This is a genomic window from Exiguobacterium sp. s132 (genome assembly GCF_018617235.1).
GTDB lineage: Bacteria > Bacillota > Bacilli > Exiguobacteriales > Exiguobacteriaceae > Exiguobacterium > Exiguobacterium profundum.
In genome coordinates, this window is sequence record NZ_JACSJU010000001.1 from 1,152,286 (window position 1) to 1,170,183 (window position 17,898).

Here is a 17,898-nt window from a genome sequence, read left to right on the forward strand (position 1 = left end):
GGGCGACTCAAACTCATTATTCTTCGTCCATAGAGAGAACAGACATAAACGCTTCTTGCGGGACTTCGACGGACCCGACCATCTTCATGCGCTTCTTACCTTCTTTTTGTTTCTCGAGGAGTTTCCGTTTACGTGAGATATCTCCCCCATAACATTTAGCCAAAACGTTTTTACGAAGTGCTTTAATCGTAGAACGTGCGACGATTTTAGTTCCAACGGCCGCTTGGACTGGAACTTCGAACTGCATCCGTGGAATGAGAGCTTTAAGCTTCTCAACAATGACCTTCCCACGTTCGTACGCGAAGTCACGGTGAACGATGAAGCTGAGGGCATCGACGATTTCGTTATTGAGCAAGATATCCATCTTCACGAGACGCGATTGACGGTAGCCGATCAACTCATAATCGAGAGACGCGTAGCCTTTCGTGCTCGATTTCAACTGATCGAAGAAATCATAGACGATTTCACTGAGCGGAATCTCGTACGTGATTTTGACGCGAGTCGTATCGATGTATTGCATATCGATGAACGTTCCGCGTTTCTTCTGGCAAAGTTCCATGATTGCACCTACGTAGTCGTTTGGTGTCATGACAGCCGCCTTGACGTATGGTTCTTCGATTGAATCAACCTTTTGTTGCTCTGGCATCTTCGATGGGTTATCGACGTGAATTACTTCGCCTGAAGTCGTCGTCACGTGATAAATTACCGATGGTGCCGTCGTAATCAAGTCGATGTTAAACTCACGTTCAATCCGCTCTTGAATGATTTCCATATGAAGCATGCCGAGGAATCCACAACGGAAACCAAAACCGAGCGCTTGCGACGTCTCTGGTTCAAACTCGAGTGCGGCATCTGAGAGCTGGAGCTTTTCAAGTGCCTCACGAAGATCATTGTACTTAGCCGCATCAATCGGATACAAACCACAGTAAACCATCGGGTTCATCTTGCGATAACCAGGTAGCTGACTCGTTGCCGGGTTTTTAGCAAGTGTGATCGTATCCCCGACGCGAACATCTCCTACTGTTTTAATGGATGCAGAAAGCGTACCAACGTCTCCTACGTTCAATTCTTTAACAGAGATCGGTTTTGGCGTCGACACACCGAGGTCCGTCACTTCGAACGTCTTGCCAGTCGCCATCATTTGAACTTTGTCTCCTACTTTGACTGAACCGTTCACGATACGAATCGATGCGACGACACCGCGGTAAGCGTCATAGTATGAGTCAAAAATCAGTGCTTGCAATGGTTCAGACGGGTCACCTGTCGGCGGAGGGACAAGTTCCACGATTTGTTCGAGAATCTCTTCAATCCCGATTCCCGCTTTTGCAGAAGTCGGGACCGCATCACTCGCATCGAGGCCGATGACGTCTTCAATCTCTTGACGGACCCGCTCGACATCCGCTGACGGCAAGTCGATTTTATTAATGACCGGAATGATTTCAAGGTCGTTATCGAGTGCTAAATAAACGTTCGCAAGGGTTTGCGCTTCAATTCCTTGCGCTGCGTCGACGACGAGAATTGCACCTTCACATGCCGCAAGCGAACGTGACACTTCATATGTGAAGTCGACGTGTCCTGGCGTGTCGATCAAGTGAAGAATATACTCTTCTCCGTCTTTCGCCGTATAGTTCAATTTGACGGCGTTCAATTTGATTGTAATTCCACGCTCACGCTCCAAGTCCATCGCGTCAAGCGTCTGCTCTTTCATCTCACGAGCCGTGAGTGCACCAGTCTTCTCAAGAATCCGGTCAGCGAGCGTCGACTTTCCATGATCGATGTGCGCGATGATGGAAAAGTTACGAATCTTCTTCTGACGATTCTCTAATTCTTGTTTGTTCATATATGGGTTCACCTATCCTTCTCATGCATACCGTGTCATTATATCAAAATCCTAAAGTAATGTGTACGACCTACTACAACAATACCACAGATAGTTTTCAGAATAATCATCAAGTGGTTGCTTTTCATATAACCGTTTGCTACAATTGTGCTTGTTCTGTTGAATGATTACTTGAAGTAATAAGAACATACACTTTCTTGTTTCAGGAGGTGACAAACAATGGCAAACATCAAATCAGCAATCAAACGTGCAAAAACTTCTGAAAAACGTCGTGTTGCGAACTCACAAGAGAAAGCGGCAATGCGTACAGCAGTAAAACGTGTTGATGCTCTCGTACTCGAAGGAAACAAAGAAGCTGCTCAAGAAGCTTTCGTCCTCGCTACGAAGAAGCTCGACAAGGCTGCATCAAAAGGTCTTATCCACAAAAACAAAGCAGGTCGTGATAAATCACGCCTCGCAGCTCGTATCGCTGCTCTCTAATTAGAGATCACACGAAACAGCCGCCTCCTATTCGGAGCCGGCTGTTTTTTTGTATACCATGATGTAATGAGGACCGATCTCAGGAATGTCGAATGGCTCTCCGATTCGTGTAAGCCCATTTCGTTCATAGAATCGGACAGCCACTTCTCTCGCATTACACCACCATGAACATCCCAGCTCATCATGGAGTGCCTGTAAAAACCGAGAGCCGATTCCTCGTCCCGAAACATAAGGATCCGTCGCCATACCACGGAGTTGGAGCGGAATCCCCTCACCCTCGATTTGTTTCGGGGACAGCATGACTGTAGCGACCGATAGCACTCGATTGCCTTCAACCCAAGCGAAGTGTCGCGTCGTCGGTGCCTCATCCCCTTCAAAATAACACGTCTCAACGTCTTTTCCTGGTCTGAGCACAACATGACGGAGCGGAATCACGTCTTGAAGTGTCACTTGTTTGAATCCCATTCCTTCACCTCACAATAAGGCCAGTTGACAAACGAGCGTATCGAACACGATTTGTTTGTCACCACGTCCCGTTTTCATAGCTTCATCCGCGTCTGCAATCAAGGTCAGCGCTCGTGCGAGCTGAGCCTCGGAAAAGCCCCGACTCGCTTGTGTCGCCAATTTGATTGTATACGGGTGGGCCCCGATTTTCGATGCGATTTGCTTCTCTCCATAACCTGCCTCCGTCAACTGTTTTGACAGGTACATGTTCCGATATTGTCTAGCAAGCAACCCGAGTAGTCCAATCAGTTCTTGCCCTTGTTTCTCTAAATCCCGAACCAATCGAAGCGCTGCATCTGCTTGACGTTTGACGAGAAGCTCCGAGAGTTGAAAGATGTTATCTTCTAATGTACGGGGAACTAAATCATTCACAATCTCAATCGGAATCGTCGCACCCGTTCCCGCGTACAACTGTAGCTTCTCTAATTCACGAACCAACTTTCCCCAATCATCCTGACATAGGAATAAAAGACGCTCCATCGTAGAGCGCTCCATCTTTTGTTGTTCACGACTCAATGCATCGTTCACGTATCGCATCAGTTCGTTTTGGCTCGGTTTTTTCGCTTCGAGTACGATGGCACGCTCTTTCAAGCGCTTCACAATTTTTTTCCGCTCATCGAGTTTTTCTGACTCAACAATTAAGACAAGAACCGAGTAAGTCGCCGGTTGCACGACATATTCCGCCAGGCGGTCGACATTGTGCTTTTGCTTCTCTTTCGCACCCGTTAAGAACTGGGCATTTTTCACGATAACCGTGCGATATTCACTAAAGAAAGGGACCGTCTCCGCTTCATCAAGCGCCGTATCGAGTGACGTCTCTAGAAGATCTAGTTGCATGACATCAAATTGATCACCGGATGGATTGGCCGCCTTCACGATTTCACGTTCCCACGTCTCTAACAAATATTTTTCGGTGCCATGGAGAACATAGACGCTCGCCAGTTTTCCATTATGTAACCACGGTTCATTCAAAACACACACCACTTTCACAATTTATTCTCATCTAAACATAGATTATCTTCCCATGATTCGCTATACTTATAAAGGAAGTATGATAAGGAGGGACCTAATATGCAAATCAACTCAGTACGCCCACCGAGTGAAAACCCGTTTGAAAATGACGTTCAATGCAAACGTAATGACGCCATCGACTCTGCGATCGGCTTCATCGTCCCATTTGGCTTTTTCTTCACGATTTTCTTCATCGGTGTCATCATCAAATTCTTAAGTCTATAAGTGATCAAACGATTGCCCCGGGGGAGCAATCGTTTTTTAGTGTATCACATTTTATCCCGTACTACTCGATGATCCCCCGACACATGTTCTCTTCACAGACAATCATTCCATTTAAGTCGGTTCGTAATAGACGTCTGCCCACAACCCGTCGTAACGTCTCTATGTGCGGATGTCCATATCGATTGTTCGAACCGACACTCGCAATGATCCATTCTGGATCGATTCGCTCAAGTAGTTCTTCCCCCGACGACGTGTTGGATCCGTGATGCCCTAATTTAAATACGTCGACGTCAAGCGTCGGTAACTCTGCTTCTCCCTCTATCGGCAAATCTCCTGTCAATAGATACCGCATGCCACCTACATTCATGTAAAGGCTAATCGAATGATCATTTTCATCTTCATGTCGCCGATTCGGTGCCACAATCCACATCCATGGCGTCGGACGATCGTCTGCCTCGAGATAATGGACCGATACATCATAGGCCGCTGCTAAGTGTAGCAGTTCTTCTCGTTTTTCAGCATTCGCCACTTCTTTTGATATCCAAAGTTCTTCCACCGTCACCACTTTCAATAATCCTTCTAATCCGCCGATGTGGTCATGATCCGCATGGGTCAACAGGACAAAATCAAGCGAACGCTCCCCACGCTTCCATAAATAAGGGGCCAATACATCTTCCCCCGGGTCAAATGTGCTTCGCTTTTGCTCGTTTGGATCTTGAAATACGCCTCCTACATCAATGACACCAATCGTTCTTCCCGATTCTACGACGATTGCATCACCTTGCCCGACATCCAAAAAGGTCACCCTGGAGGATTCCGACCATTCTGACCATCCCGCAATCAACCCACATGTCATGATGGCCGCCCCCCATCCGATCCATCGTTTTCGATTCATCAGCGTCAAGCTCCCCCACAATCCTAGCAACAATGCGATTTGCGACGGCAATGCCAGATCGTGCAACGGAAGCCAAGGTCGTAAATCATCGTGGAGGGCGAACATTCCATTGATCTCATCCAACACAATCATGAACAACGGGGCAATTGAAGGAATCATCCATGTGACAAATGCGAGTGGCATGATGATCCACGAGATACAGATGGCCATCACGAGATTCCATATCGGTGCCGCGACGGATAGAACCGGTTGTACTTGCCATAGTACAATCAGCCCAAACAGCTGTGCGAAAACGGACAACTCGATTAGTCCTGTCCAGATTTGTCTCGTGACTAACAAAAAGAAGGTCATCCCGACCGTCAATTGGAAACCCAGATTCGTGAGAAGGAACGGTTGAACGGCCAACATGCCCGCCGCACACCAACTCAAGAGCCGAATCGGGTCTCGAATCGTCACACCGAAAAGAGAGAGAAAGAGGATCGCATCTGCGACGACGACAGCTCTTGCAACAGGTGGGGAAAAACCAGTCATCCATCCGAACATCGTAATACTAAAGATCATCAGTACCGTCTTCGTTTCACGTCGAATAGGGATTGGCTGCATCAATATGCGCATGGCCACGATCAACATGGCAATATGTGAACCGGAAATCACAAGAAGATGAAGAAGGCCCGTCACACGATAAGAAAATGAGGTCTTTTCATCTAGCATTCGACTCTCTCCGAACAATAATGCCTCCATATATAATGCGACATCCGCACGATGACGATGCTCAATTTGTTGAAGTTGTTGTTCTTTCCAACGCAACAACCGACCGTCCCACCCTGCCGTCGGACGACACGTGTCGATTCGCTTCACCTTCCCTTTAAAGGATACGTTTGAACTCCGTGCCCAAGCCCGTTCATCAAATCCCCCGGTGTTTCGTAACGGTTGAAACGCCTCTACTTCGATTTGCACGAGGCACGTCTCTCCAGGTCGTCCGTGTTCTAATTCGCGTCCTCGTAAGACGCCCTGAAGATCGTCTACGTTCCCGTATAGTCTTACCGATTTCCCATTCTCTTTTCGACTTTCGATTGAGAAGGAAATCGTGTCTGACGGTAACGATTCTGTAGGGGTCGTATGGAACGATGCGATACAGATGAGTCCAATCACTCCGGCTTTCGCATACAGGCCTTGCCCACGTCGTGTGACCAGATAAAAGACAATAGCGACCACAGAGACCAAATAGAATCCTTCTTTCAGACCGGTTACAATGAGTACCGCAAACAATGGAAACAGCGGCATCTTAAGGTACCAATAAATATGGCTTCATACTTTCTAATGTCTTTTCGCCGAACCCCTTCACATCACCTAGCGCTTCATATGTTTTAAATGGGCCGTTCGCTTTCAGATGATTTAAAATCGCCTCGGCTTTGGCTGGACCAATTCCTGGAACCGTCATCAGTTCCTCTTTCGTCGCACTGTTGACATGAACACCGTTCGTTTCGACCTCAGGACTCGCTGAGTCTTGCGAAATCGGTGTTTCTCCTTTTTTCGGCACGATGATTTTGACTCCATCAACTAACAACTGTGCTAAATTTAACTGCTCTGGGTCAGCTTCGTCTGTCAGGACTGCCAAAGAGAGCACATCGCCCACTCTCGCCCCTTCTGGTACGGTATATACGTTCGGAGATTCAACCGCACCTGTCACATACACAACGAGCTCCATACGCTCTGGGGTCGTGGTCGGCGTGACCTCCTCAGGTTCCATGACGAACTCGTCCACCATTCGTTGCTCCGGTTCCTTTTGATAAAACAAATAGCCCACTCCTAAAAAAAGAACGACTAGGAGACCGATGACGAGTTGTTTCCATCTTTCCAAGCGAATCACCACCCTGTTCGACTGTTACGTTCAGTATGGCGAATCAGCTGTTTCGAAACACGTCTCATTCTTCCCCACAATCTTAACTTTAGGAAATGATTTGTTTGCATGTTCCATATCGCACTCGTACATGTAACGATATTCATCGACACAATTTCTATGAACAGGTTATAGAATGACGGAAAAAACGGAGACCATCACGTGGCCTCCGTTCCTACTGTTCACTGTTCGATTATTCTTCTTCGAAATGCTGAACCTGGTCAGCGAGTGCCGCTGCCTGTCCTTCTAACTCTTGCATCAATGTAAAGATTTGATCGAAGCTTGCCTGCTGTTCTTTCATCGAGGCTGCCACTTCTTCGTTTCCTGCGGCCAACTCTTCCGTCACCCCAGATACTTCTTCAACCCGACGCAAGACGTTGTTTACCTCGTTACTCGATGTGCGCATCTCTTGTTCGATCGTGCGTACGAACGAAGCGACGTGGTCTGTCCGTTCATGGATTCGGTTGAATGCTTCTTTCGTCAATCCGAACGCTTCTAATTGCGCCTCTTGCTCGCGTTTTGACTCATTCACCGTTTCCGTCAAACGGACGACTTCTTGCTGGATCGTCTCGACGACGTGGAAAATAGAGCGAGTCGCCTTGTTGCTCTCTTCCGCCAACTTCTTCACTTCACTTGCTACGACAGCAAATCCTCGTCCCGCTTCTCCCGCACGGGCTGCCTCGATTGCCGCATTGAGGGCAAGTAAATTCGTCTGAGCCGCGACGTCTTCGACAAGCTTCGCCATCGCCTCAATCTCAGCCGTTTGTCGTGCAAAGTGGTCCATTCGCGTGACAAGCACTTCATTCCGTTCGCTTGAACGATCTAAAATGTGCTCCTGGTCCGTTAATGTTTCAATTCCAGCCGCTACTTCACGTGTCATTTCTGACGTTTCTTCCGTCGTTTGTTTCGTCTGGTTCAAGCTCGTCTCAAATGAAGTTGCCATCGTATGCACTGAGCTGAGCGTTTCTTGCAACTCATTTGCAATCGACTGTGCTCCGTGTGCCATCTCATCAACTGCGTTCGTGATGTTAGATGTCGTACTCACGACCGCTTCATTTTCGGCTGCGGCTGTTTCGGTCATCCCGTTCACTTTCATTGATGTGACTCGGATTGACCCGATCACCGTCTGAAGAGACGCCGTCATCTCACGCATGGCACGTTCAAGACGTCCGATTTCATCATTGCGCGTCGACTCAGGCAACGTGACGAGACGTCCGGCTGCAATCGCTTCGGCCACCTTGACATTTTTTTCGAGTGGTCGAGTGATCGAACGGGCAAAGAAGAAGTTATAGATTCCGAGCGCAAGAATGACAAGAATCGTCAAAAGGACCGAAATCAACAAGAGACGTTCCGTCTCATTTGCCGCCTCTACTTGAAGCGCTTCATAGAATGAACCGTTCTTTGCAATCAACGTATTGATATCATTTAACAAACCTTCTAGTTTCGCTGCCTGGATCCGAGCTCCGATACCACCTTCAAGTGCCGACTCGACATCTTCGTTCACCTGTTCGTACTTCATCGTGGCACGGTCTAAATGATTTGAAAATGCCGGAATCAAATAAGACTGTTTTAAATCATCGAATGTTTCCGCGTTCGTCACACGGATGCGCTCTAATTGAGTCAATGTAGATTGGTTCGACTGTTCGCCAAGTGACGTCCAGAGGGATTGTTCTTGTAGGAGTGACGTTTCAAGTTGAGACAATTCAATCATTTGACTTCCATACTGCTCGTTATATGTTTGCAAGCGATTCAACGTCGACAAGACGTAACTCATCATCAGTACGATTAAGACGACAGTGAAGACGGTTGAGAAGATAAAACGTTTACGTAAACTCATTTAAGTGTCCCCTCCTTCAACTGACGTTCTACCGATTCATACTCTGATGTTTCTTTCTCATCCCATTGAATGCGACGAAGCGGAGCCAAGCCGACGCCGCCCTCTTCAATTCCAAGGATGACGTGTTCATTAAATGGTTTTTCGGTCACACGACCCGCGATTTCTACAATCGCCAAATCAACTTGTTTCAACATCGACGTCACAACCGCATCTGGTGCAATCATCGATTGATCACTATCGACCCCGATTGCCTTGACGCCGTATTTTTCAGCCGTCTCGAGTACACCGACTCCTGTAAGTCCAGCTGCAGCATACAGAACATCTGCTCCCGCTTTAATTTGTTTCTCAGCGAGTTCGCGACCGAGCTCTGGTGAAGCAAAATCATTCGAGAAATCAACGAGCATCTCGACATCTTCGTTCACCGCTTTAGCGCCACGTTCAAATCCTGCTTCAAATTTTTGAATGAGTTCCATATCCATCCCACCGATAAATCCAATCGTATCGGACTCTGTCTCAAGACCAGCCACGGCGCCGGCGAGCGTACTTCCCTCTCCCTCTTCGAACGTGATATTCAAGACGTTTGGAAGTTCGGACACGCCATCGATCAAAGCAAATTGCTGTTCCGGATGTTCAGCCGCTACGGCCTCTAAGTCTTCTTGACACGCAAAACCGAGACCGACAATTACGTCATGTCCCTCTTTTACCAATTCTTCAAAACCAACTTTGTATGTCTCCGTTTCGGATAGTTCACGATAATCAACGAACCAATCGCCCGTTTCACGTAGCTCACCCATCCCACGCATAGCTGCGTCACTGAACGATTGGTCCCCGAGACCAACGTCAGATAAAACAACTCCCATCGTCTGTCGTTCTTCGACAGTGGCACTTGGATTGTCGATAACTGACTGACAACCGGACAACCAAAGGGTGCAAGCCGTGATTGTACTGAGCATTATACTTTTCTTCATATATTCAATACTCCCTCTCTCTAATGGTCTGACAACACTTATATCGACCGAGAAAGGGCTATTCTACATTATTTTTTTTAAAAGTTGTGGCAATAAAAAAAGCCATAGACATCGTCCATGGCTTCGTACACTTATTCTTTTGAAGCAGCGACCGTCGTATCAGCTAATTCTCGCTCCGGTGTAGGAGCTGTTGCAACGTTCCCTTTCCCCGCAAAGTTCTCGAGCAAGTCTTTCATATCAATGCCCGAAGAAGCTTTTAATGTTTGTTGAAGCGACGCCATGAGGTCGGTTGCGTAACCTGTCACTTTCCCGGCACCGCCGTTTTGACCGCTCCCCGTGTCGACGACCGTAATCTGATCGATGTTTCCAAGTGGCGATGCAATTTCTTTCGCATAATCAGGAAGCATCTTGACGACCATATCGAGAATCGCAGCCTGCCCGTATTGCGCGAAGGCTTCGGCAATCTTCTCTTTCGCTTCCGCTTCGGCAAGACCGGTCAAGCGGATAATTTCAGCTTCTGCCTCACCTTTCGCACGTTCAGAATCCGCTTCTGCAAGACCTGCCAAACGTACGCGTTCCGCATCGGCTTTCGCCTGTGCTTCAATACGATACTTCTCTGCATCCGCACTTGCGATTTGACGTGCCTTATCCGCAGCGGCAGACTGTTCAATCGAGTATCGATCCGCATCGGCTTTTTTCTTCACTTCTGAATCATATTGTTTCTCACGACGCATGATTTCTTTCTCTTCGAGCTCGATTTGCTTTTGACGCTCGATGATTTGAACTTGCATCTGTTGTTCAGTGACTTCTTGTTTCGCACGCGCTTCCTCAAGCTCATACGCTTGGTCGGCCCGCGCTTTGGCAACATCTTGCTCACGGCGATAAGCCGCAATCCGAAGTTGGTTCTCTTTCTCAGCTTCCGCGATTTCAGACGCACGCTCAAGCTCGGCCTTCTTCGCATCTTTCATTGCTTCCGCCTGTTTGATGCGCGTCTCTTTATCCGCTTCTGCTGTCGCGATATCAGCATCACGCTTCACTTGGGCGATACGCGGTTTCCCTAGCGATTCCAAGTATCCGTTCTTATCTCGAACGTCTTTGATGGTGAATGATACGATGACTAGCCCCATCTTCGCTAAGTCTTGTGATGCAACTCGTTGAACTTCTTGCGAAAACTTGTCACGGTTCTTATAGATTTCTTCAACGGTCATAGAACCTAAAATCGAGCGCAAATGGCCTTCTAACACTTCTTTTGCTTCATTTTCACGTTCAATCTTCGGTTTTCCGAGGAACTGCTCAGCCGCTGTCGCGATTTCACTGATCGATCCGCCGATTTTAATGATGGCTGTTCCGTCCGCCATGACCGGGACACCCTGTTCTGTATACACTTCAGGTGTCGTGACCTCTAATTTGCTTGAGAGCAAGCTGAGCGGTTCTGCTTGCTGGAATACTGGGAAGACGAACGTCCCGCCGCCACGAATGATTTTGACGCGGTTACCGGATGTATCGCTATGTACATTTTTCTTGCCTAAATAACTACCTGTCACAATCAGTGCCTCATCTGGTCCGACTGTGCGATATTTTAGTACGAATACAAACACAAGTGCGAGGATGATGACCCCGACGATAATGCTGACTAAAATAGCCGTATTCATGTGTTATATCTCCTCTCGAATTGTAGGTTCGTCATATGGCATGACGATTGCGATATTGCCTTTTACTTCAATGATAACTACCCGACGATCTGTCGAAATCGATGTACCGTCTAAGCTTTGAGCCGTCTTTAAAAGCGATCCCGTCACTGTCTCAATCAAGACTTCACCGTATCCGCCTTCAGGAATGGGCACGGTCAATCGTCCGACACGTCCAACTAATGCCTCATCCGTCAAACCAATGGACTCTTCCGCATTTGAGAGCGGTAAGAGAACAAACAAATAGAGAAGCGTCGTCAGAGCAAGAGACCCGATCAATGCGACAGCGAGCCCAATCATCGGGGAAACGTGAGCCAATGCGTTTAAGATGAGCCCAATTCCTGCCCCTAGTGCTAAGAAAGATAGGATGACTGCAGGGTTGAACCAACCTTCAAACATATCGAACGCATCGGAAAACATCATGTAAATAAAGGTTCCAAGACCAGCGATGATCAACACCCACCAATAAAGTTGATCGATTGCCTCCATTACCACCCCTCCTGTCGACGTTTTTGTTCCATCATCAGTACGCGTCGAAGTTGTTCGACTTCTAATGCAAGCCGATCTTCAATTTCATCCCACTCCGACAGTGATGAAGTGGATAAGTCGTTCACTTCTCGAACTCGACCAATGGAACGTTCAATCCGTCGCCGATTGTATATGTCGACAAATTCTTGTCGTTCGAGTCGCATCCTGTTTAAAAAATATTCCACTTCTTTTTGAACTTGAACGACTTGATCCGTCACGCCCTCAGAAGAATCTTGCATCAGTAGCCGACGCACTCTCACTTGATGAGCTACTAATTTAGCAATTCTCGCCTCGAGTTCGAGAATGTGCTTGTATAATTCCTCTACCTCATCTCGTTGCGTGTCATCGCGCCACCACACGTCCACCTCACCTCACTTTTCTCTACTCATCTCCATATACGATAAAACCTCATCTTCGGTTTCAAAAAATCATAAAAAAATGTAAAATGAATTTGCCAGACAGAAAGGAAGTGCTCATGTTGGGCAACCAAGTCATCAAGCTATCATCCGCATCACAAGAAAAACTAAAGAAAATGTATCATGAGTATGCAGTCGCGCCACCACCATATGCGTCATTCAGCGCCAAGACACCGGGATTTGTCGTAACGGTTTATCAATCAGGGAAAGTGATGTTCCAAGGAAAAGATGCTGAGACCGAGGCAGTGAAATGGGGACTACCTGCTGAGAAGAAACAAGCATCCGCACCGAACACCCTCTTACCTGAAGGATTTTCAAGTTGGTCTGTCATTGGAAGCGACGAGGTCGGAAAAGGAGACTACTTCGGACCACTCGTCGTCGTAGCGGCTTTTGTCTCACGCGATCAAATCGCACTCGTCAAAGAACTCGGCGTGAAAGATTCAAAACAGTTATCCGACCCTGAAATCATCCGGATTGCGAAAGATTTACACGCTACGATTCCCTATCAAAAAGCAACACTGCATAATCCAACATATAACAACATGCAACGGACGATGACACAAGGTAAAATGACCGCCATCGCCCATAATGCTGCACTTCGAGCGTTGCTTGAGAAAATCGGACAGAAACCCGATGCCATTCTAATCGATCAATTCGCAGAGAAGTCGGTATACTATCAACACTTGCGGGCAGAGCGGGATATCGTGCGCGACGATGTCTACTTTTCAACCAAGGCAGAAGGTCTTCATGTCGCCGTCGCAGCTGCTTCCATTTTAGCTCGCGCCTTCTTCTTAAAAGAAATGGACAAACTAAGTAAACAAGTAGGATTGACCCTCCCGAAAGGGGCAGGAGCAAAAGTCGACCAAGTCGCCGCTCAAATCATTCGAGGTCATGGACAGGATTATTTACAAAAGATTGCTAAAGTCCATTTTGCGAATACAAAGAAAGCCATCAACTTGAATGAACGTCGTTTGTAGAGCTTCGACATCAAGTATGATATACTCGTTTTACGGTTAAATGAACTTAAAATTTTTGGAGGATAGCGTTCATGTTGCATTATAAAACCTACACGATTAGTGATGACCATCCTTGGGTCATCTTTATACATGGGGCCGGAGGAAGTTTATCGCATTGGTATCGCCAACTTCGTCCCTTCCGTAAAAAATATAATGTCCTGCTCGTCGATTTACGCGGTCATGGCGGTTCATACGATGCTGAACAGTCGCTCAAACAACCATTGAATGCCTATACGTTTGATGTCGTTGCCAAAGACGTGATTGAAGTCATGGATCACTTAGGTATCGAAAAAGGGCACATGGTCGGTCTTTCTTTAGGGACGATTGTGATTCAGGCGATGTTTGAGCACTATCCGGATCGAATCGCATCAGTCGTCCTCGGCGGAGCCATTGTAAAATTTAATGTGCGCTCCACGTTGCTCATCCGACTTGGTAGTCTCGTGCAAAACTTCGTCCCCTATATGTGGTTATATAAATTATTCGCATGGATTTTACTCCCGAAGAAGCGTCACAAGAAGTCTCGGATGATGTTCGTCCGCGATGCGGCGAACTTATGTCAACGTGAGTTTATCCGTTGGTTCAAGATGACGGAAAATATTAATCCTTTATTGAATCAGTTCACTTCGATTCAAACGAACGTCCCGATTTTGTATATTATGGGTGATGAGGATTATATGTTTCTTGAAGCTGTCGAGCGGACAGCGAAACATCAACCGACAGCCAATGTTGAAATCGTTGCAGACTCTGGTCATGTGGTCAATGTAGACCAACCCGATCAATTCAATGCATTGTCGATGAATTTTATCGACGATCAGATTCAAGCACGCTCATTACAAATGAGCTAATTCAGGACGCCACTGGGCTTCCTGAATTTTTTTGTGTTTATTTTCAGAAAATATTGATTATTACAAAAATAGATGGTATTCTTTAGCAAATCCAACGAAGAGGAGATGCTCGAAATGTCCAATCCCGTACATATGAACAGCCTGCTGATTATTATTCGACTGAGGGACTGAAATCGTTTTGTTTTCAAAAAACGACTTTTCAGGCCCTTGTTCCCGTGGTAATCGGACAGGCGCCTGCAGATTGAAACCGCGCCTATCCTTGATGGATAGGTTTTTTTGTTGACATAAAGATATAGAGGAGATGATGGAAGTGAAGCAGTATATGATGGATCGAATGGTAAAAATTTCAGCAGGTATGGCAAATGCCGTACTCGTCACGCTCGGTGTCGGTTTATTGATTGAGACGATTGGTAATTTGAGCGGAATCGCGATGCTCGTACAGATTGGACAAGTCGCCAAATCATTGTTGGCACCTGCTTTAGGCGCTGGTGTCGCGTTTCAACTCGGAAGCAACACGCTCATCCTATTTAGCGCCATGATTGCTGCAACCATTGGCGGTGCAGCTTTAAAAGCGTCAGAAAGCGGACTCGTCCTCGTTCCAGGTCAACCGATTAGCGCACTGATTGCAGCGGCTGCCGCTGTATGGCTCGGAAAACGTGTCCTCGGCAAAACAAAGTTTGATATGATGGTCGTCCCGGTCACAGCCGTTTTAGGTGGTGGAATCGTTGGGGTTGCTGCAGCAGCGGTCACGACTCCTCTTATCAACTCAATCAGTCAAGGGATCACCGCATCTGTAGAAACGTCGCCGATTGCCACATCTCTTGTCATCGCACTTGTTTTCAGTGTCATGCTCATGTCGCCTGCATCATCTGCCGCACTCGCCATCGCGCTTCAACTTGACCCTGTCGCTAGCGCCGCTGCCTTGATCGGTTGCTCTGCTCAATTTGTTGGATTTACCTTAATGGCATATCGTCAAACCGACCCAGGTGGATTGGTCGCCTCATTCTTTGTCACACCGAAAGTGCAGTTTCCGAATATCATCAAAAACCCACGAATCGTCGTCCCACCGTTTATCGCCGCGATGATTTCCGCACCGATTGCTACTTTGATGTTCTCACTCCAAGTCCCATATGAAATTGCGGGTCTCGGGCTCAACTCCTTGATTGCCCCGCTTCAGATTTTAGCGGTCCAAGGGTTGGATGCCTTTCTCATCTTCACGATGACCGGCGTCGTACTCCCTGCACTCATTACATGGGCTCTTTATCGTGTGACGAGTCTTGTCGGATGGACCAAGTTCGGCGATCTCGCACTTGAGATTCAATAATAAAAGGAGCGTTGTCACATGTGGACAACGCTCCTTATTTTTTACGCTCGAAGTTCAGCGCCGTGTGTCGCACGGACCGCCTCGACGATCGTTTCATATGCTGCCGTTACTTCTTCATCTTGTAACGTTCGTGACGGGTTTTGGAACTTGAGTGAGAAGGCAATCGATTTCTCATCCGCTCCAACATTCTCCCCTGTATAGACGTCAAACAAGACGAGGTCAATCAAGAGTGGACCAGCCGCTTGGCGAATCGTTTGTTCCACTGTCCCAGCCGGAATCTCACGTGATAAGACGAGTGCCAAATCTCGTGAAATCGATGGATAACGTGGTACGTCTTGATAAAGAAGTGTCTCGTCTCCACGAAGTGCCAAGAGGTCGAGTTCGAATACATACACTTCCTTCATACCGTAGACGTCTTTCGATGTTCCTGGATGCACTTGTCCGACATATCCGATGACCTCTCCGTCCATCAAGATGTTCGCCGTGCGGCCTGGGTGCATATCGGGCATCGATACAGCCTCATACGTGACATCTAGGCGAAGCGTTTGGACTAACGTGTCGACAATCCCTTTTGCGACGAAATAGTCGACCGGAATCCGTGTTCCTTGCGAACGATGGTCCATCCAAAGACCTGCGACAACGCCGGCCACCCGTTCTTTCTCACGCGGTAACGTTTCTCCGTGCTCCGTATAGACACGTCCTGTTTCATAAAGTGCGACGTTCGATTGTTGACGCGCCGTGTTGTAGCGCGCCGCCTCCAACAATCCAGGGACGAGCGACGTACGAAGGACAGAGCGTTCTTCACTCATCGGCATCGCCAATCGGACGAGCTGATCGTCTTTCCCACCGAAGCGTGTCGCATGCGCCTCACTCGTTAACGAGTAAGTAATGGCTTGTGATAAGCCGACTCCTTGTAACAAACGACGTGTCTGTCTGCGCAGTACGTTGATTGCTGGCAAATACCCTTTCGATTGTGAGGCAGGTAACGTCGACGGGAGACTATCATATCCGTATAGACGTGCCACTTCTTCTGTGATGTCAGCCGGAAGCTCTAAATCCGGACGGCGCGATGGAATGTGTACTGTCAGCACGTCATCCCCTTCTGTCGCGAGACCGAGACGCTCTAAGATGTGAACGATCGTCTGACGATCGAGTGTCATCCCTAAACGCTTGTTTATATAGTCAATCGACACTTGGATTTCTCGGGCACGTGATTCGGCTTCACCTGAACGCACCGCATCATGAATGGCTCCTCCACCGAGTTCGACAATCAATTGCGCAGCACGGTCAAGCGCGAGCATGACACGTTCTGGGTCAACGCCTTTTTCGAAACGAGCGCTTGAATCTGAACGAAGACCGAGCGTTCGGCTTGTCTTGCGTACAGATGCCGGATCAAAGTACGCTGACTCTAAAACGATATCTGTCGTTGAAGTATCTACCTCTGTATTGGCACCACCCATGACGCCAGCGATGGCGACCGGGGCTTTCCCGTCCGTAATGACCATCATCGATGTATCGAGCGTGCGTGTCACGTCGTCGAGTGTGACCATTTCTTCTCCATTTTCGGCTTGACGGACTACAATCGAGTTGCCGAGTTTCTTCGCATCGAATGCGTGAAGCGGTTGTCCGATTTCAAGCATCACGTAGTTCGTCACATCGACAATGTTGTTGATTGGACGGACACCTTCTGCGATCAAGATATTCTTTAGCCATTGTGGCGATTCTGCAATCGTTACCCCTTTTACTTCACGAGCTGCGTAATATGAACAGTTCTGCGTTGCGAGTTCGATGGATACATCAGTTGGGGATGATGAAGTGACATCTGCTGTCGGCAACGTGTAAGGACGTTCTAAGATGGCCGCAACCTCATGAATGATTCCATAAAGGCTCAAGCAATCTGAACGGTTCGGTGTCAAACCGAGTTCGATGACCTCATCGTCCAAGTCGAGCAAATCGAGCACATCTGCACCGACTTGTACCGATTCACGGAATGTATGGATCCCATCCTGCTCGTCTTCCCGAATTTGTTTCTTCTCAAAGCCGAGCTCTTCGAGTGAACAAATCATCCCTTGTGATTCGACACCACGAAGTTTTGCTTTTTTGATTTTAAGTCCTGGTAAGCGTGCGCCGACTTTGGCCACGATTACATGTTGCCCTTCGCGCACGTTCGGTGCGCCACAGACGATTTGAACAGGGTCACACTCTCCGATATCCACTTTCGTCACGTTTAACTTATCCGCTTCTGGATGTTTCTCACATGAAAGGACCCGTCCGACGACGATCCCAGAAAGTCCTTCCCCACGATTTGTCACACTTTCGACTTCGATTCCGTTCTTCGTAATCAAGTCACCGAGCGCTTCGCCGCTTAAATCGGATACATCAATATATTGATTCAACCATTTTTTTGAAAGTAACATCTGT

The 17,898-nt window shown here is 47.6% G+C and carries 16 protein-coding genes; 5 read left to right on the forward strand and 11 right to left on the reverse strand.

Annotation, left to right across the window (positions count from 1 at the left end):
- Positions 1 to 16 precede the first annotated feature (16 nt).
- The gene (gene lepA / locus KNO78_RS05925) at positions 17 to 1,840 is read right to left on the reverse strand and encodes a translation elongation factor 4 (RefSeq protein ID WP_196430887.1); all 1,824 of its coding nucleotides are present in this window, start codon (positions 1,838 to 1,840) and stop codon (positions 17 to 19) included.
- 219 nt (positions 1,841 to 2,059) lie between these two features.
- Here lepA and rpsT point away from each other — a divergent pair, with 219 nt between their 5' ends.
- Positions 2,060 to 2,320 carry a 30S ribosomal protein S20 gene (gene rpsT / locus KNO78_RS05930; protein ID WP_012726675.1) on the forward strand — a complete coding sequence of 87 codons (261 nt, stop codon included), beginning with the start codon at positions 2,060 to 2,062 and terminating at the stop codon, positions 2,318 to 2,320.
- Positions 2,321 to 2,347: 27 nt separating this feature from the next.
- Here rpsT and KNO78_RS05935 read toward each other — a convergent pair whose 3' ends face one another.
- Positions 2,348 to 2,785, reverse strand: a complete 438-nt coding sequence (locus tag KNO78_RS05935) for a GNAT family N-acetyltransferase (RefSeq protein ID WP_214690736.1) — start codon at positions 2,783 to 2,785, stop codon at positions 2,348 to 2,350.
- Between the two features lie 9 nt (positions 2,786 to 2,794).
- A complete protein-coding gene (gene holA, locus KNO78_RS05940; RefSeq protein ID WP_236548987.1) occupies positions 2,795 to 3,805 on the reverse strand; it encodes a DNA polymerase III subunit delta in 1,011 nt (336 codons plus the stop codon).
- 90 nt (positions 3,806 to 3,895) lie between these two features.
- Here holA and KNO78_RS05945 point away from each other — a divergent pair, with 90 nt between their 5' ends.
- Positions 3,896 to 4,060 (forward strand): YqzM family protein, encoded by a 165-nt coding sequence (locus KNO78_RS05945; RefSeq protein ID WP_012726678.1) that lies wholly within the window; start codon positions 3,896 to 3,898, stop codon positions 4,058 to 4,060.
- 61 nt (positions 4,061 to 4,121) lie between these two features.
- Here the strand turns inward: KNO78_RS05945 and KNO78_RS05950 are convergent, their stop codons facing one another.
- From KNO78_RS05950 to KNO78_RS05980, 7 genes are all read right to left on the reverse strand, one after another.
- A complete protein-coding gene (locus KNO78_RS05950; protein ID WP_214690735.1) occupies positions 4,122 to 6,239 on the reverse strand; it encodes a DNA internalization-related competence protein ComEC/Rec2 in 2,118 nt (705 codons plus the stop codon).
- A gap of 1 nt (position 6,240) precedes the next feature.
- Entirely contained in the window at positions 6,241 to 6,816 is a 576-nt protein-coding gene (locus KNO78_RS05955; protein WP_078147171.1) for a helix-hairpin-helix domain-containing protein, read from the reverse strand.
- Between the two features lie 232 nt (positions 6,817 to 7,048).
- Positions 7,049 to 8,692: a methyl-accepting chemotaxis protein gene (locus tag KNO78_RS05960; RefSeq protein WP_074036563.1), complete on the reverse strand. Its 1,644-nt coding sequence runs from the start codon at positions 8,690 to 8,692 to the stop codon at positions 7,049 to 7,051.
- Positions 8,689 to 9,660 carry a BMP family lipoprotein gene (locus KNO78_RS05965; protein WP_159562516.1) on the reverse strand — a complete coding sequence of 324 codons (972 nt, stop codon included), beginning with the start codon at positions 9,658 to 9,660 and terminating at the stop codon, positions 8,689 to 8,691. The genes KNO78_RS05960 and KNO78_RS05965 overlap by 4 nt, the downstream gene beginning before the upstream one ends.
- A 131-nt stretch (positions 9,661 to 9,791) precedes the next feature.
- Positions 9,792 to 11,312, reverse strand: a complete 1,521-nt coding sequence (locus KNO78_RS05970) for a flotillin lipid rafts scaffold protein FloT (RefSeq protein ID WP_074036561.1) — start codon at positions 11,310 to 11,312, stop codon at positions 9,792 to 9,794.
- A 3-nt stretch (positions 11,313 to 11,315) separates the two neighbouring features.
- Positions 11,316 to 11,837: an NfeD family protein gene (locus KNO78_RS05975; protein ID WP_074036559.1), complete on the reverse strand. Its 522-nt coding sequence runs from the start codon at positions 11,835 to 11,837 to the stop codon at positions 11,316 to 11,318.
- Positions 11,837 to 12,235, reverse strand: a complete 399-nt coding sequence (locus KNO78_RS05980; RefSeq protein WP_196430893.1) for a hypothetical protein — start codon at positions 12,233 to 12,235, stop codon at positions 11,837 to 11,839. Before KNO78_RS05980 ends, KNO78_RS05975 begins: the two co-directional genes overlap by 1 nt.
- 119 nt (positions 12,236 to 12,354) lie before the next feature.
- Between KNO78_RS05980 and rnhC the strand changes: the two genes are divergently transcribed.
- From rnhC to KNO78_RS05995, 3 genes are all read left to right on the forward strand, one after another.
- Complete coding sequence (gene rnhC, locus KNO78_RS05985; RefSeq protein WP_374193980.1) at positions 12,355 to 13,269, forward strand: ribonuclease HIII; 915 nt, start codon at positions 12,355 to 12,357, stop codon at positions 13,267 to 13,269.
- A gap of 71 nt (positions 13,270 to 13,340) precedes the next feature.
- Positions 13,341 to 14,153: an alpha/beta fold hydrolase gene (locus tag KNO78_RS05990; protein WP_078147177.1), complete on the forward strand. Its 813-nt coding sequence runs from the start codon at positions 13,341 to 13,343 to the stop codon at positions 14,151 to 14,153.
- A 301-nt stretch (positions 14,154 to 14,454) separates the two neighbouring features.
- Positions 14,455 to 15,477, forward strand: a complete 1,023-nt coding sequence (locus tag KNO78_RS05995; protein WP_074036553.1) for a PTS sugar transporter subunit IIC — start codon at positions 14,455 to 14,457, stop codon at positions 15,475 to 15,477.
- Positions 15,478 to 15,518: 41 nt separating this feature from the next.
- Here KNO78_RS05995 and pheT read toward each other — a convergent pair whose 3' ends face one another.
- Positions 15,519 to 17,894: a phenylalanine--tRNA ligase subunit beta gene (gene pheT / locus KNO78_RS06000; RefSeq protein WP_214690733.1), complete on the reverse strand. Its 2,376-nt coding sequence runs from the start codon at positions 17,892 to 17,894 to the stop codon at positions 15,519 to 15,521.
- Positions 17,895 to 17,898: the final 4 nt, after the last annotated feature.